Here is a 15,846-nt window from a genome sequence, read left to right on the forward strand (position 1 = left end):
GAGCGTGATGGCCCGCGACGCTGGCAGCAACGAGCCCACGAGGGAGTTTCCCGGTTACCCGACCGGCGACGACCTCCGGGAGCGGTCGACCGCTACACCCGAGCCGACCACGGATACGCCGGGCGGCTTCGGCGGTTCTGGTGGCCCCGGCGGCCCCGGTGACCCTCCGGTCGGGCCCCCCGGCGGCCCGACCGCAGGTGGCTTCGGCGGTGGTGGTGGGGCGGCCCGTGGCCTGCTCCTGCTGCTCGGCGCTGCCGCGCTGGCCGTGGTGGTGCTGCTCGGCATCCAGGCGACCGGCCTCCTGCCGGAGTTCCGCAACCCGTTCGCCAAGGAGCAGACCGACCGCAGCCAGCCACCGCTGCTGAAGTCGATCCAGGACCTCAGCCGCTACGTGGCCGCGGAGGGCAATTTCCAGGTCGTGGTCGACACCCAGAACGACAGGCGCAACGTGCCGGACTTCCTGCTCAACGAGCGCACCCTGTTCGTCGGGGCCGGCAGTGTCGAGGCGTACGTCGACTTCACCAAGATCGGTGAGGGTGCCGTCGTCCCCTCCGCCGACGGCAAGTCCGTCGAGATCAAGCTGCCCGCCCCGCAGCTCGGCGAGACCAACCTCAACATGGAGAAGAGCTACGTCTTCGCCGAGCAGCGCGGTCTGCTCAACCGGCTCGGCGACCTGGTCGGCAACGACCCCAACCGGCAGCAGCAGGTCTACCAGCTCGCCGAGGATCGGATCACCGCCGCCGCCCGCGACAGTGGGCTCTCCGCCCGCGCCGAGGAGAACACCCGCAAGATGCTGGAAGGGTTGCTGCGCTCCCTCGGCTACCAGCAGATCACCATCACCTACACGGCCCCCTGACCCGTCAGGCCGGTCACGCCCGCAGCGCCGCAGCGCCCGCCCCGACGTCCGTCGGAGCGGGCGCTGCCCTTCTCGCCCTCTCGCGGCTATGTACTTCCCGCCGCCCGTCCGCTGAGTCCCGCTCCGGTACGCCCCCGCGCCGCCGGTTCGCGCATCCCTCGGCACGACGCGCACGCCATGATCCACTCGGCTTCCTTGAAACCGGGGTATCGCAAGCCTCCGGACACCCCGGTTTCAGCAAACCCGAGTGGATCTAGAGGAGCATGCCCCGCCCCGCCCCGCCCCGCCGCGCCCCGCCGCGCGCCGCCCCGCCGCTCGGGCGTCGCCTGGTGCTCACTGGGCAAGATCTGTGCAACTTCGGGGATGGTGCTGCCTCTGACGCCGGTGAGGCAGCAACTTCGGTGAAGTTGCTGCCTCACGGTCAGGGGTTCTGGCCTCGACGGGGGCGCTGGTGGGGCGCGGGTCAGTGCTGGGTGGAGGCCAGGTAGCGGTCCTCGTTCGGCATGAGCACCCACAGGATCAGGTAGACGATCACCTGGGTGCCGGGCAGCAGCAGGGACAGCAGGAACAGCAGCCGGACCATCCCGGCGGACATGCCGAACCGCCGTCCGAGGCCGGCGCAGACACCGGCGAGCATGCGCCCCTCGCGGGGCCGGACCAGTTTGCGACTCATCGTCGTACTCCCACTCTGCGGCGGTGCGCCGCGTCTGCAATCCACGGTAGAAGGGGGTGGCCACCTCGCCCTCGGTCCTGAGGATGAGCGGCAACCCGTGGACCCGTAGGTGCTTTACCCGGGCAGCCCCTCGCTGACGCCTCCCCGAGCGGCCCGCCGCAGCCGCCGTACACGGCATCCGTCAGGGCGGGACGAAGATCGTGCTCGATCCTGGCTGTAGTGGCATCGAGGACGAGAGAGACCACTAGATCCTGGACAACGCCGTTGCGTTAGGTGGAACGGCTGTTCGTCGACCAGCACTGCCTCGCCGATCATGGAGTTGTGGTGGGTAACAGAACGCCCGTAAACCCCCAAAGTTGGCACCACAACTCCATGATCGCCAAGCCGGGCCCAACCCGCTCCCCGATCGGGCACTTCCCGTCCCGGGATGACCCGCCGGCTACAGCTCTAACGCAACGGTGTTGAGATCCTGGATCGAGCGCGATCTTGCGGCGGGGCCGGGCGGGCCGGGCGGGGCGGGCGGGGCGGGCGGAGCCGGTCGGGCCGGGCGGGGTGGGCGGGGTGGGTGGCTGAGCGGGGTGGGTGGGTGTGCGCGTCCCGGTGGCCGGGTGGGCGTTGAGCTGGGCGGGTAGGCTGGCAGATCGGCCACCCACACCCCGGGCGGCCGGACCCCTACCCTGGTCGATCATGAGCAGGGCCGTCAGCTCGGCGGTCCTGACCCGGCCGGGTCCCGTACGCCGGGACGACGGCGAGGAAGCGCAGCCATGATCAGTGTTTTCGACCTCTTCAGTGTCGGTATCGGGCCGTCCAGCTCGCACACGGTGGGGCCGATGCGGGCGGCGCGGACGTTCGTCGCCGGGCTCAAGGCCGACGGGCTGCTCACCGACGTCGCACGGGTGCAGGCCGAGCTGTTCGGCTCGTTGGGGGCCACCGGGCACGGCCACGGCAGCGGCCCGGCGGTGCTGCTCGGGTTGGCGGGCGAGTCGCCGGAGACTGTCGACACGGACACCGTCGGTCCTCGGGTCGAGCGGATCCGGGCGGAGCGGCGGATCAGCATCCTGGCCGCGCACGAGATCGACTTCGACCCGGATCGGGACCTGACGTTGCACCGCCGCCGGTCGCTGCCGTACCACCCGAACGGGATGACCTTCGCGGCGTACGACGACAGTGGCGCCGAGCTGCGCCGCCGTACCTACTACTCCGTCGGTGGCGGGTTCGTGGTGGACGAGGCGGCGGCCGGCGCGGACCGGATCAAGCCGGACAGCACCCAGGTGCGGTACCCCTTCCTGACCGGGGCGCAGTTGTTGGAGGTGACCAGCCGCACCGGCCTGTCGATCAGCGAGGTGATGCTGGCCAACGAGCGCTCGTGGCGCAGCGAGGCGGACATCCGGGCCGGTCTGCTGGAGATCTGGCGGGTGATGCGGGAGTGCGTGCAGCGCGGCTGCGAGCGGGACGGCGTACTCCCTGGGGGGTTGAAGGTTCGGCGGCGGGCGGCGGAGCTGCGGCGCGGCCTGGAGGCGGACGCCGGGACGCCCGACCCGCTGCACGCGATGGACTGGGTGACGCTGTTCGCGCTCGCGGTCAACGAGGAGAACGCGGCCGGCGGTCGGGTGGTCACCGCGCCGACGAACGGTGCGGCCGGGATCATCCCGGCGGTGCTGCACTACTACAGCCGCTTCGTGCCGGACGCCGACGACGACGGTGTGGTGCGGTTCCTGCTGGCGGCGGGCGCGATCGGTGTGCTGTTCAAGGAGAACGCGTCGATCTCCGGCGCGGAGGTCGGCTGCCAGGGTGAGGTCGGTTCGGCGTGCTCGATGGCGGCGGCGGGCCTGGCCGAGGTGCTGGGTGGCACCCCGGAGCAGGTGGAGAACGCGGCCGAGATCGGGATGGAGCACAACCTCGGGTTGACCTGTGACCCGGTGGGTGGCCTGGTGCAGATCCCCTGCATCGAGCGCAACGCGGTGGCTAGCATCAAGGCGATCACGGCCGCCCGGCTGGCGCTGCGCGGCGACGGTGTGCACAAGGTGTCGCTGGACAAGGTCATCAAGACCATGCGGGAGACGGGCGCCGACATGAAGGTCAAATACAAGGAGACGGCGCGTGGCGGTCTGGCCGTCAACGTGATCGAGTGCTGAGTCCGGCCGATTCGGGGCATTCGTTCACCGACTGCTAGCCTGTCGTCCGTTTCAGGAGGCGGGAGGCTCGCGGTGACCTCTGGCGTCGCGGCGTTGTGGTCGCACCGCAACTCGCTGCGCATCCTGGTCCGCCGGGATCTGGCGGTCAAGTACCAGCAGTCGGTCCTGGGCTACTTCTGGTCGTTAATCGAGCCGCTCGGCATGGGCGCCATCTACTGGTTCGTCTTCGGGGTGCTCTACTCCTCCGACACCGGCCGGCACCTGGGCGAGGCGGCCGGGTCGTACCCGCTGTTCCTGATCACCGGGATCTTCGCCTGGATGTGGACCAGCTCGGCGTTGAGCGAGGCGACGAACGCGCTGACCGGCCAGTCCCGGTTGATCACCACGATGAACGTGCCGCGGCAGGTCTTCCCGATCGGCCGGGTCACCGGCCGGTTCGCCGAGTACGCTGCCGGCCTGCCGATCCTGATCGCCATCGCGGTGATCTACGCGGTGCACGGTCGGATCCACCCCGGCTGGTCGCTGCTCGCCCTGCCGCTCGCGGTGGCCGTGCAGGCCGTCCTGCTGACCGGGCTGGCCCTGTTGCTGTCCGCGTGGAACGTGCTGATGCGCGACGTGGAGCGGTTCCTCCGCCTGATCATCCGGGTGCTCTTCTACGCCACGCCGATCATCTACCCGCTCAGCCTGGTCCGGGAGTCCGACCTGCCCGGCTGGCTGAAGCTGGTCTACGAGCTGAACCCGCTGGTCGGGATCTTCCAGCTGCACCACGCGATCTGGTACCCGGACGAGTTCCCGGACGCCCGGCTGCTCGCCACCACCGTCGTCGGCAGCGTGCTGGTGCTGGCCGCCGGCTGGTGGTCGTTTCGCCGGTTGGAACCCGCAGTGCTCAAGGAACTGTGACGTGGCCGCGCCGATCATCGAGGCTGACGGTCTGGGCATCCGGTTCGTCCGCAACCGGCGCCGGCAGTTGCGGCTGCGCGAGCTGTTCATCCACCGGGGCGGGCGCGGTGCCCTGCCGGGTCAGTTCTGGCCACTGCGTGACGTGTCGTTCACCGTCGAGCCGGGCGAGACCGTCGGGGTGATCGGCCGCAACGGCACCGGCAAGAGCACCCTGCTGCGGCTGATCGCCGGGGTGCTCATCCCGGACGAGGGCAGCATCCGGGTGCACGGCGCGGTGGCACCGCTGCTGGAGTTGTCGGCCGGTTTCTCCAACGACCTGACCGGGCGGGAGAACCTGCACCTGGTCGGTGGTCTGCACGGGTTGTCGGCGGGCTATCTGAGGCGGCACTTCGACGAGATCGTCGAGTTCGCCGGTGAGCAGGTGCAGGGGGCCATCGACACGTCGGTGCGGCACTACTCGTCGGGGATGAAGGTGCGGCTCGGCTTCGCGATCATCTCGCACCTGCCGCACCCGATCCTGCTGATGGACGAGGTGACCGCGGTCGGCGACGCGGAGTTCCGCAAGAAGTGTTACGCGACGATTGATCGTCTGCTCGGGGAGGGGCGCACGCTGGTGCTGGTGTCACACAACGAAAAGGACCTGACCCGGTTCTGCCGTCGGGGGTTGTACCTCGACGCGGGCCGGTTGACGCTCGACGGCACCATCGCCGAGGCGCTCGACGCGTACCACGCCGCGGTCCCGCGGTGACGCTCGCGATCGTGCTCGCCGCCGGGACGTCCGCGGCGGGCCTGACCACGTCGACGGGCGAGCCGCTGGCCGAGCGTCTGGCCGCCCAGTTGCGCCGGGCCGGGGCCGCCGAGGTGCGCTTCGCCGGCGACCTCGACGAGTTGGCCGCGCTGGCCGACGCCGCCGACGGCCCGCTGCTGGTCACCGGCACCGACCTGGTCGCCCACACGGCGGTGCTGCGGCACCTGGCCACCAGCCCGGTCGGGCCGACTGTGGCGTTGGTGCTGACCGACCCGCCGGTGCCCGGTCGGACCGCCGTGCGCGAGGAACGCGGGCAGGTGGTCGACGCCGGCCCACTGGACGCCCTGGACGGCGACGCCACCGGCGTGTTCGGTGGCGCGCTGCGGGTCGGCGTGGACGACCTGCCGGCCCTCGCCGCCGCCGCGCGGGCCGCCGCCGTCGGCGCGCGGCCCGTCACCGCCCCGCTCGGCCCGCCCGGCGACGTGTCGCCGCTGCCGGTCGCCGGGGGAGCCGGGCCCGACACCCCGGGGGCCGCCGTGGACCGGCTCGTCGCGGGTCTCGCGGCGCTCGGCACGCTGATCTTCGCCCAGCGGGTACGCCTGCTCGTCGCGCACCGGGTCGCGGACGCGCCCGCGTTGGCGGCCGCCGAAACGGCGGTGACCGCCGTCGACGAGGACCGGGCCGAGCTGCGGCTGTCGGTCAAGGAGAAGGACGACTTCTTCTCCACCTACTTCGTCAGCACCTGGTCGCCGTACGTGGTGCGGCTGTCGGCCCGGCTCCGGCTCACCCCGACCGGGGTGACGGCGATCTCGGTGCTGTTCGCGTTGGCGGCGGCGGTGCTGTTCGGCGTCGGCGGGCGGCCGGCACTGGTCGGCGGCGCGGTGCTGCTCTACCTCGGCTTCGTGCTGGACTGCGTGGACGGCCAGTTGGCCCGCTACACCCGGCACTTCAGCGCCTGGGGTGGCTGGCTGGACACGATGGCGGACCGGGCCAAGGAGTACCTGGTCTACGCCGGCCTGGGCTTCGGGGTGAGCCACGCCGGGTTGGGCAACGGCTGGGCGCTCGCCATCGCCGCGATGACGTTGCAGACCGTTCGGCACATGACCGACACCTGGTACGGGGTGCTGCACGACGAGGCGGCCCGCCGACCGCGTACGGCGACGGGTGCCAGCGGCGGCATCGGCGACCGGCTCAACGCGGCGTCGACCCGGGTGCAGGCGGACACCGGCTCGGTGTCGTACTGGCTCAAGCGCACAGTGGTCTTTCCGATCGGTGAGCGCTGGGCGTTGATCGCGCTGACCGTGGCGCTGTTCAACCCGCTGGTCAGCCTGGTCGCGGTGCTGGTCTGGGGGGTGCTGGCATTCGCGTACACCGGGGCGCTGCGCACGCTGCGGGCGCGCTGGATGTGGGTGCCGGTGCTGGACACGGTCGACGCCACCCTGCACCGCGACGACGGGCCGTTGGCCCGGCGGCTGCCGGTGGTGCGCCCGATGGGGCCGCTCACCCTGGCGGTGATCGCCGCGCTCGGCCCGGCGGTGCTGCTGGTCGTGGCGCTGCTGGGTGACGCGCCGGACGGGTTGCGCTGGGCGGTGCCGGTGGCGCTGCTGGTGCTGCTGGTCGCCGGGCTGGGTGCCGGTGCCGCGCACAACGGCCCGCTGGACTGGCTGGTGCCGGCGGCGCTGCGGGCCGCCGAGTACCTGTTCGCCATCGCGGTAGGGGTGGTCGGCGACGTGCCGGGTTGGTTGATCTTCGGGTACGTCTTCGTGCTCACCGTGCACCACTACGACCTGACCGCCCGGCTGGAGAAACGACAGGCGGCACCACCGCTGCACGCGGCCACGCTGGGCTGGGACGGGCGTTCGGTGCTGCTGGCCCTCGCGGCGATTGCCGGCATGGCGGGTATCGGGCTGGCTACACTCGGTGCGTACCTTCTCGTGGTTTTCGTGGTGAGCGTCGTCCTGGCCTGGTTCGTCCGACCGGCCCGTAGCGCGCGGGCGCACGTCGCGCCGGTGGGCGCCGGAGGTGCCGCGCCACGCTGACGGAGGGACGGCCGGGTGACCCTGATCAGTTTCGTGGTGCCGGCCTTCCGGGTGCAGGGATACCTGCGCGAATGCCTGGACTCGATCCTCGGCCAGCCGGAGACGGACATCGAGGTGATCGCCGTCGACGACTGCTCGCCGGACGCCAGCGGCGACATCATCGACGAGTACGCGGCCCGCGACCAGCGGGTCCGCTCGGTCCGGTTGCCGCAGAACGTCGGCCTGGGTCCAGCCCGCAACATCGGGCTGGACCGGGCCGTCGGCGAGTACGTGTGGTTCCTCGACGGCGACGACTGGCTGACGCCGGAGTGCCTGCCGGAGGTCGCCGAGCGGCTGCGGGTCACCCGCCCGGACGTGCTGCTCGTCGACCACGTCCGCACCCACTGGAACGACACCGCCACCCGCAGCGCGATGGCCGAGGTGTTTCCCGAGTCGCCCGGCACGGGCACCTTCCGGCTGCGGGACCGGCCGGAGGCGATGCGGCTGCTGCACACCGCGTGGAACCGGCTGGTCCGCCGGGAGTTCCTGGCCGACCTGGGGCTGCGCTTCGCGCCCGGCTGGTACGAGGACGTCTCGTTCAGCTACCCGGTGCTGATGGCGGCGCAGCGGATCGGCGTACTGGACCGGGTCTGCGTCAACTACCGGCAACGCCGCGCCGGTGCGATCACCCGGACCCGCGGGGACCGGCACTTCGAGGTCTTTCCGCAGTGGCACCGGGTCTTCCACCTGATGGATTCGTGGGGGTCGGCGACGGAGGCCCTGCGACCGGCGGTCTTCGAGCGGATGATCTGGCACTACCTGACCGTGCTCGGCAACGGCCAGCGGATCGCCCCGGAGCTGCGGCCGGCGTTCTTCGCGCAGATCACCGCCGACTACGAACGCTGGCTGCCACCCGGTGGCTATCCGGTGCCGGACGGGGTGGAGGGGATCAAGCACCGGCTCGTCGCCTCGGGCCGCTGGCACACCTTCAGCGCGTTGCGGGCCGCGAGCCGGGCGCGGGACGCCGCCCAGCGAAAGGCGCGCACCGCCCGGCGGCGGGTCGGCCCGGTCGCTCGGCGTGGCGCCCGGTTGACCCGCGACGGGTTGCTGCGCGAGTACTACCGGGCGGAGCTGCGCCGGCCGGTCGACTCGACGCTCGCCGTCTACGCCGCGTACTGGTACCGGGGTTACTCCTGCAACCCGGCGGCGATCTACGAGGTCGCCCGCCGGTTGGCGCCGGGGGTGCGCGGGGTGTGGATCGTGCGCCGGGACCGGGTGGACACCGTGCCGGCCGGGGTGGAGTACGTGGTGGCCGGCACCCCGGCGTACTACCGGGTCCTCGCTCGCGCCCGGTGGTTGGTCAACAACGTCAACTTCCCGGACTTCGTCCGCAAGCGGCCGGAGCAGGTGCACCTACAGACCCACCACGGCACGCCGGTCAAGGTGATGGGGCTCGACCAGCAGCGTTACCCGATCGGGGCGGGGCGGATGGACTTCGCCGGGCTGCTGCGTCGGGTGGACCGCTGGGACTACAGCGTCAGCGCGAACAGCTTCTCCACCCAGATGTGGGACCGGGCGTACCCGGCCACGTACACGACCCTGGAGGTGGGCTACCCGCGCAACGACCGGCTGGTCACCGCGGGCCCGGACGAGGTCCGCCGACTCCGTGCGGAGTTCGGCCTCGGCCCGGACGAGCAGGTCGTGCTGTACGCCCCGACGCACCGCGAGCACCTGCCCGGCTATCGGCCGCCGTTCGACCCGGACCGGTTCGTCCAGGCGCTTGGTGACTCGGGCCGACTGTTGATGCGCAGCCACTACTTCCACGATCGCGATCGGCGTCCGGGCCACCCGACGGCCTGGGAACGGGTGCGGGACGTCAGCGGCCACCAGCGGGTGGAGGATCTCTACCTGGTGGCGGACGTGCTGGTCACCGACTACTCGTCGGCGATGTTCGACTACGCGGTGTTGGATCGACCGATCGTGCTCTACGCTCCCGACTGGGAGGCGTACCGGCTGGCCCGGGGCGTCTACTTCGACGTGACGGCCGAGCCGCCGGGTGCGGTTGCCACCACCTTCGACGATCTGCTCGACCTGTTCCGTACCAACGGGGTGCGATCGGATGCCGCGACCAAGGCCCGCGAGCATTTTCGGGGCCGGTTCTGCACTTTGGACGACGGGCGCGCGGCGGAGCGGGTGGTACGCCAGGTGTTCCTCGGTGAGCCGGGCGAGCGATCCGCGAACTGCTGATCGGACCTATGTCGCTTAATGGCACCGTCACCGACCGAACATAAGACGTTTACCCGATGTCCTAAACTCATGATCCTGGTCACAGTCTTCTGGGGTTCGGCCGACGAGCTGGGGGGGAAGACGGTGAGCACCGTCACGCTCAAGGATGTGAGCAAGGTCTTCAGGGATGGCACGGTCGCCGTCGACAGCATCAACCTTGATGTGAACGACGGCGAGTTCATGGTGCTTCTCGGGCCGTCCGGCTGCGGCAAGTCCACAGTGCTGCGGATGATCGCCGGGTTGGAGGATCCGACTCACGGCGCCGTCCTGCTGGACGGAGAGCTGGCGAACGACCTGCCACCACGGGACCGCAAGATCGCCATGGTCTTCCAGGACTTCGCGCTCTACCCGCACATGACCGTCGGCGACAACATCGCCTTTCCGCTGCGGCTGGCCGGGGTGGAGCCGGAGCCGCGCGGCGAGCGGGTCGGTGACGTGGCCAGCGCCCTGGGCATCGGTGATGTGCTGGCCCGCAAGCCTGGTCAGCTCTCCGGTGGGCAGCGGCAGCGGGTGGCGATGGGCCGGGCGATCGTCCGCCGGCCCGGCCTGTTCCTCATGGACGAGCCACTGTCGAATCTGGACAGCGGCCTGCGTGCCGAGCTGCGCGCGGAGATCTCGGGCCTGACCCGGGAGCTGGGCGTCACCACCGTCTACGTCACCCACGACCAGGCCGAGGCGCTCACCATGGCCGACCGGGTGGCCATCATGCGCCGGGGCGTCCTCCAGGACGTGGGCACACCCACCCAGGTGTACGGCCGGCCGGCGACGCTCTACGTGGCCGCCTTCCTGGGCAGCCCGCGGATGAACCTGCTGGAGGCCTCGGTCTACGTCCACCTCGACCGGTACGTCACGCTCAACCTCGGTGACCAGTCGCTCTACCTGCCCTGGAACGACATCCGCAGCCGGGCGGTGGCGCACTACCACGGTGAGCGGATCGTCGTCGGCATGCGGGCCGAGGCGCTCACCCCGGTCGCACCGGACAGCCCGGGCGACGTGCTGCGCGGGCGGATTCGCTACCTGGAGCACCACGGGCACGAGTCGCTGGCGTTCCTCGACATCGGCGCCACCGCGATCATGGTCGACGAGATGGGCGCTCCGCTCGACCCGCCGCCGGTGGGCCAGCGTGGCCTGCGTCGGTTCGGCTCGGTGATGCAGCGACTCACCGGTAAGCCGGTGGAGCCGCAGGAGCCACCGAGTAACGGCACCCAGACCAGCGTGCTTCCCGATCCGGGCCGGCACCACCGCCGCCCGGCGGAGCTGGCGGTGCGGCTGGCGCCGTACCCGGCGGTCAGCGCCGGTCACCCGCTCGCCGTGTCGGTTCGGATGGACGCGCTGCACTTCTTCGACGAGCGGGGCGCCCGGATCGACGTGGGTTGGCGCTGACGACGCACCGGAGCGGGGTGGCGGTCCGGCTCCGCGATGCCCTACCGTCTGCCCACCCAGTCCACATGTGACCGACCACCGAAAGAGGTGCGCCCGTGTCGGGTGACCGTCCCAGCCCGCTCGTCATCGAGCGCATCCTGCGGGATCGCGAGGGCATCTGGCAGCAGATCGTGGCCGAGGGTGACCTCAACAAGCTGACCGGGCGGATGCTGGCCAGCTCGGCCATCGCGCTGGCCTGCTACGGGGCGGTGCTCGGTGCGTTTCACAGCCCACTGATGGCGCTCACCTCGGCGCTGAAACTGCCCCTGCTGTTCCTTGTCACGTTGGCCATCTGCCTGCCCACGCTCTACCTGTTCAACCTGGTCTTCGGTGCCCGGCTCTCGGTGCGTCAGTCGTTGGCGCTGGTGATGGTGGCGATCACGGTCACCTCGATGCTCGCGGTGGCGTTCGCGCCGATCAGTCTCTTCTTCCTGATCACCGCGCCCGACTACGGGTTCTTCAAGCTGCTCAACGTGGCGATCCTGGCCCTGTCGGCACTTGTCGGGCTGCGCTTCCTGACCGGCGGCATGCAGGTGCTCAACGACCACGGCCTGCTTGCTCCGCCGGTCGCCGCCGCCCAGGCGAACGCTGCTTCCCCGGCCGTGCCGGCCGCCGCCCCGGCCGTGCCGGTTGCGGTGCCCGCCGGCTCGGCGCCGGCCGCCGTGCCGGCCGCCGGTACGAGTGCCGAGCCGGTGGCCGTTCCGGCCGGGTCTGCTCCGAACGGCGCGGTCAGCGTCGCGCCGGCGCACGTTCCGGCGCAGTGGAGCGGCCAGCCGGCCGGTGCGCCTCCCGTCGGCGCGGTGCCGGGCTATCCGCGCTCGTGGAACGAGCGCCCGGTCCGACCCGGCGAGCCGACGCAGCGGCCGGCCAGCATGACCCTGCTCTACATCTGGATCCTGCTCTTCGGCTTCGTCGGCACCCAACTGGCGTGGACGCTGCGCCCGTTCTTCGGCGACCCGGGTCAGGATTTCGCCTTCTTCCGCAGCATCGACGGCAACTTCTACGCGGAGATCCTGCGGACGATCGGCAACCTCTGAGCCTCGGCCAGAACCTGAGAAACCGCTGGTTGCCGGCATGATTACCGGCTAGTAACGTCAGCTCATGACCATCGACTCCCGCCAGGTGGCGGCCGGCATGCTCGACGCGGTGCCCTTCGCCCGTACGCTCGGCTTCGAATTCGTCGAGGTGGCGCCCGAGGCGGAGGGCGGGGTCCGGGCAGTCGTCCGGATGCCCGACTCGCCGGCCACCCACAACCATGTCGGCGGCCCGCACGCGGGCGCCATCTTCACCCTCGGCGAGACGGCCTCCGGCGCGGTCGTGCTGGCGGCCTTCGGGCAACTGCTCGACCGGGCCGTGCCGCTCGCCGTCCGGGCCGAGATCGCCTACCGCAAGCTCGCCATGGGCCCGGTGCTGGCCACCGCGCGGCTCGGCCGGCCGGCCCTCGACGTGATCGAGGAGCTGGAGTCCGGCCGGCGGCCGGAATTCGGCGTCGAGGTGGAGATCGCGACCGAAGACGGCACGCCGACCTCGGCCATGACGGTGATCTGGACACTGCGGCCGAACTGAACCGTGTCGCGGCGGCCGAAACGGGTTTGCCGGCCCAGCGGGGTGGATAGATTCGTACCGTGCTGGGCCTACCTGCTCACGTGACCGCCTGTCTCTTCGATCTGGACGGTGTGCTGACGCAGACCGCCCGCGTGCACAACGCCGCCTGGACGCAGACGTTCGACGAGTTTCTCCGGCAGCGCGCCACCGCTTCCGGCGAACCGTTCCAACCCTTCGATCCCGGCCCGGACTACAACCGTTACGTCGACGGCCGCCCCCGCGCCGACGGCGTCCGGTCGTTCCTCGCCTCCCGCGGCATCGTGCTGCCCGAGGGCACCCCGGACGACCCACCGGACGCCGACACCGTCAACGGCGTGGGCAACCGAAAGAACGTCCTGCTGCTCCAGCGCCTGCGCGACTCCGGCGTCGAGGTCTACCCGGGGTCGGTGCGGTACCTAAAGGCGGCAGCGATCGCCGGTCTGCGCCGGGCGGTGGTGACCGCCAGCGCCAACGGCGGCGAGGTGGTCGCCGCGGCGGGGCTCGAACCACTCCTGGAGGCCCGGGTCGACGGGCTGGTCGCCCGGGCGCAGGGGCTACGCGGAAAGCCACAGCCGGACACCTTCCTCGCCGGTGCCCGGTTGCTCGGCGTAGACCCGACACAGGCCGCCGTCTTCGAGGACGCGCTCTCCGGGGTGGCCGCCGGCCGTGCCGGCGGCTTCGGGTACGTGGTCGGCGTGGACCGGGTCGGGCAGGCGGACGAGTTGCTCGCGCACGGTGCCGACATCGTGGTGCGGGACCTCGCCGACCTGCTCGACACCGCCGATCCGTCGGCACCGGCACGCACCGCCGCCGCGCCGCACCCGAGCACCGAAGGGGGCCCCGCATGATCCGGGAGCGGGCCTATCCGGTCGAGCCGTGGCACGTCCGCGAGACCCGGCTGGACATGGACGTGCTGGCCCAGTCCGAGTCGGTCTTCGCGCTCTCCAACGGGCACGTCGGGCTGCGCGGCAACCTCGACGAGGGTGAGCCGCACGGCCTGCCCGGCACCTACCTCAACTCGTTCTACGAGTTGCGCCCACTGCCGTACGCGGAGGCCGGCTACGGCTTCCCCGAGTCCGGGCAGACGATCGTCAACGTCACGAACGGCAAGCTGATCCGCCTGCTCGTCGACGACGAACCACTCGACGTGCGCTACGGGGAGCTGCTGGCCCACGAACGGATCCTCGACATGCGGGCCGGCACCCTGCACCGGGAGCTGCACTGGCGCTCGCCCGCCGGCCGGGAGGTCAAGGTCCGCAGCACCCGCCTGGTCTCGTTCACCCAGCGGTCGGTCGCCGCCATCAGCTACGAGGTGGAGGCCGTCGACGGCCCGCTCCGGCTGATCGTGCAGTCCGAGCTGGTGGCCAACGAGTCGCTGCCGGCGCAGAGCAAGGACCCCCGGGTGGCGGCGGTGCTGGAGTCGCCCCTGCAGGCAGAGGAGGAGCTGACCACCCCGGACGGGGGGCAACTCATCCACCGCACCAAGGTCTCCGGGCTGCGGGTCGCCGCCGCGATGGAGCACGAGGTGCACGGCCCGGACCACACCACCATCGAGTCCGAGGGCTACCAGGACTGGGTCCGCACCACGATCGCCTGCGTGCTCAAGCCCGGCGAGAAGCTACGGGTGATCAAGTATCTGACGTACAGCTGGTCGAGTCGGCGGTCGCTGCCGGCGCTGCGCGACCAGGTCGGCGCGGCACTGGCCGGCGCCCGGCTGGACGGCTGGGACGGGCTGCACCGGGAGCAGCGCAACTACCTCGACGCGTTCTGGGACGCTTCCGACGTGCTGGTCGAGGGTGACCCGGAGGTGCAGCAGGCGGTCCGGTTCGGTCTCTTCCACGTGCTCCAGGCCGGTGCGCGGGCCGAGCAGCGGCCAATCTCGGCGAAAGGGCTGACCGGTCCCGGCTACGACGGGCACGCGTTCTGGGACACCGAGATGTTCGTCCTGCCGGTGCTCACGTACACCCAGCCGAGCGCGGTGCGCAGCGCGTTGCAGTGGCGGCACAGCACGCTGGACTCGGCGCGGGAGCGTGCCGAGACGCTCAACCTCCGGGGTGCCGCGTTCCCGTGGCGGACCATCGAGGGCCCGGAATCCTCCGGATACTGGCCGGCGGGCACGGCGGCCTTCCACATCGCCGCCGACATCGCCGACGCCGCGCGCCGCTACGTGATGGTCACCGGGGACACGCAGTTCGAGCAGGAGATCGGGCTGGAGCTGTTGGTGGAGACCGCCCGGCTGTGGCGCTCGATCGGCCACCACGACCGGCACGGCGAGTTCCACATCGACGGTGTCACCGGCCCGGACGAGTACACCGCCGTGAAGAACGACAACATCTACACCAACCTGATGGCACAACGGAACCTGCTCGCGGCCGCCGACGTGGTGATGCGTTACCGGGACGAGGCGTTCCACCTCGGGGTCACCGACGAGGAGGCGGCGAGCTGGCGGGATGCCGCCACCTCCATGCACGTCCCGTACGACGAGGAGCTCGACGTCCACCAGCAGGTCGAGGGCTTCACCCGCCTGCAGGAGTGGGACTTCACGCACACGCCGGCGGAGAAGTATCCGCTGCTGCTGCACTACCCGTACTTCGAGCTGTACCGCAAGCAGGTGGTCAAGCAGGCCGACCTGGTCCTCGCCATGCACTGGCGCGGGGACGCGTTCACCCCCGAGCAGAAGGTCCGCAACTTCCTCTACTACGAGCGCCGGACCGTCCGCGACTCGTCGTTGTCGGCCTGCACCCAGGCGGTGCTCGCCGCCGAGGTGGGGCACCCCGAGCTGGCCCACACCTACCTGCGCGAGGCCGCGCTGATGGACCTGCACGACCTCAACGAGAACACCCGCGACGGCGTGCACATGGCGTCGTTGGCCGGCGCCTGGCTGGCCCTGGTCAGTGGGCTCGGCGGGCTCCGGGACCACGACGGCGAGCTGTCCTTCGCGCCCCGGCTCTCCAGTCGACTCAACCGGCTGGAGTTCTCGCTGCAGTGGCGCGGGCTGTCGCTGCGGGTGGATGTCCGGCCGCACCAGACCACGTACTCACTGCGTCACGGCGGACCGGACGACGTGGTGGAGCTGCGCCACCACGACCAGGTGCTGCGGGTGACCTGCGACGAACCGGTCACGGTGCCGGTGCCGCCGGCCGAACCGGCCGGCCCTCCGCCCGAGCAGCCACCGGGCAGGTCGCCGCTGCTGCGGTTGCCCGAACGCGTCAACGCGCAGTGAC

Annotated in this window: 12 protein-coding genes; 11 read left to right on the forward strand and 1 reads right to left on the reverse strand. The window is 71.2% G+C overall.

Annotated elements, in window-relative coordinates; all coding sequences use genetic code 11:
* Positions 1-7 precede the first annotated feature (7 nt).
* Entirely contained in the window at positions 8-856 is an 849-nt protein-coding gene (locus AB0B14_RS02935; protein WP_357072625.1) for a DUF4230 domain-containing protein, read from the forward strand.
* Between the two features lie 463 nt (positions 857-1,319).
* Here AB0B14_RS02935 and AB0B14_RS02940 read toward each other — a convergent pair whose 3' ends face one another.
* Positions 1,320-1,529 (reverse strand): PspC domain-containing protein, encoded by a 210-nt coding sequence (locus AB0B14_RS02940; RefSeq protein WP_357072623.1) that lies wholly within the window; start codon positions 1,527-1,529, stop codon positions 1,320-1,322.
* Positions 1,530-2,293: 764 nt separating this feature from the next.
* On the opposite strand from AB0B14_RS02940, the gene AB0B14_RS02945 reads away from it, so the two are divergent.
* The 10 genes from AB0B14_RS02945 (at position 2,294) to AB0B14_RS02990 (ending at position 15,845) form a co-directional block, all read left to right on the forward strand.
* Entirely contained in the window at positions 2,294-3,664 is a 1,371-nt protein-coding gene (locus AB0B14_RS02945; RefSeq protein WP_357072620.1) for an L-serine ammonia-lyase, read from the forward strand.
* 72 nt (positions 3,665-3,736) lie between these two features.
* Positions 3,737-4,564, forward strand: coding sequence for an ABC transporter permease (locus tag AB0B14_RS02950; protein WP_357072617.1), 828 nt, complete (start codon positions 3,737-3,739; stop codon positions 4,562-4,564).
* Position 4,565: 1 nt separating this feature from the next.
* The gene (locus tag AB0B14_RS02955) at positions 4,566-5,312 is read left to right on the forward strand and encodes an ABC transporter ATP-binding protein (RefSeq protein WP_357072614.1); all 747 of its coding nucleotides are present in this window, start codon (positions 4,566-4,568) and stop codon (positions 5,310-5,312) included.
* 41 nt (positions 5,313-5,353) lie between these two features.
* Complete coding sequence (locus tag AB0B14_RS02960; protein ID WP_357072753.1) at positions 5,354-7,351, forward strand: DUF5941 domain-containing protein; 1,998 nt, start codon at positions 5,354-5,356, stop codon at positions 7,349-7,351.
* A 15-nt stretch (positions 7,352-7,366) separates the two neighbouring features.
* Positions 7,367-9,577 (forward strand): bifunctional glycosyltransferase family 2 protein/CDP-glycerol:glycerophosphate glycerophosphotransferase, encoded by a 2,211-nt coding sequence (locus tag AB0B14_RS02965; RefSeq protein WP_357072611.1) that lies wholly within the window; start codon positions 7,367-7,369, stop codon positions 9,575-9,577.
* Between the two features lie 123 nt (positions 9,578-9,700).
* A complete protein-coding gene (locus AB0B14_RS02970; RefSeq protein WP_357072750.1) occupies positions 9,701-10,999 on the forward strand; it encodes an ABC transporter ATP-binding protein in 1,299 nt (432 codons plus the stop codon).
* A gap of 95 nt (positions 11,000-11,094) precedes the next feature.
* Positions 11,095-12,075 (forward strand): hypothetical protein, encoded by a 981-nt coding sequence (locus tag AB0B14_RS02975; RefSeq protein WP_357520932.1) that lies wholly within the window; start codon positions 11,095-11,097, stop codon positions 12,073-12,075.
* A 64-nt stretch (positions 12,076-12,139) separates the two neighbouring features.
* Positions 12,140-12,604 (forward strand): DUF4442 domain-containing protein, encoded by a 465-nt coding sequence (locus AB0B14_RS02980; RefSeq protein WP_357072605.1) that lies wholly within the window; start codon positions 12,140-12,142, stop codon positions 12,602-12,604.
* Between the two features lie 59 nt (positions 12,605-12,663).
* Positions 12,664-13,470, forward strand: coding sequence for a beta-phosphoglucomutase family hydrolase (locus tag AB0B14_RS02985; RefSeq protein WP_357520934.1), 807 nt, complete (start codon positions 12,664-12,666; stop codon positions 13,468-13,470).
* On the forward strand, positions 13,467-15,845 hold the full coding sequence (locus tag AB0B14_RS02990) for a glycosyl hydrolase family 65 protein (RefSeq protein WP_357520936.1): 2,379 nt from the start codon (positions 13,467-13,469) through the stop codon (positions 15,843-15,845). The genes AB0B14_RS02985 and AB0B14_RS02990 overlap by 4 nt, the downstream gene beginning before the upstream one ends.
* Position 15,846: the final 1 nt, after the last annotated feature.

The sequence above is a fragment of the Micromonospora sp. NPDC049171 genome (genome assembly GCF_040648275.1).
In the GTDB taxonomy this organism is placed as follows: Bacteria; Actinomycetota; Actinomycetes; order Mycobacteriales; family Micromonosporaceae; genus Micromonospora.

Excerpts from the sequence above, each read along its gene's own strand:
- AB0B14_RS02935 (WP_357072625.1), top strand. The coding sequence starts at position 8 with ATGGCCCGCGACGCTGGCAGCAACGAGCCCACGAGGGAGTTTCCCGGT.
- AB0B14_RS02940 (WP_357072623.1), bottom strand. The coding sequence starts at position 1,529 with ATGAGTCGCAAACTGGTCCGGCCCCGCGAGGGGCGCATGCTCGCCGGT.
- AB0B14_RS02945 (WP_357072620.1), top strand. The coding sequence starts at position 2,294 with ATGATCAGTGTTTTCGACCTCTTCAGTGTCGGTATCGGGCCGTCCAGC.
- AB0B14_RS02980 (WP_357072605.1), top strand. The coding sequence starts at position 12,140 with ATGACCATCGACTCCCGCCAGGTGGCGGCCGGCATGCTCGACGCGGTG.
- AB0B14_RS02990 (WP_357520936.1), top strand. The coding sequence starts at position 13,467 with ATGATCCGGGAGCGGGCCTATCCGGTCGAGCCGTGGCACGTCCGCGAG.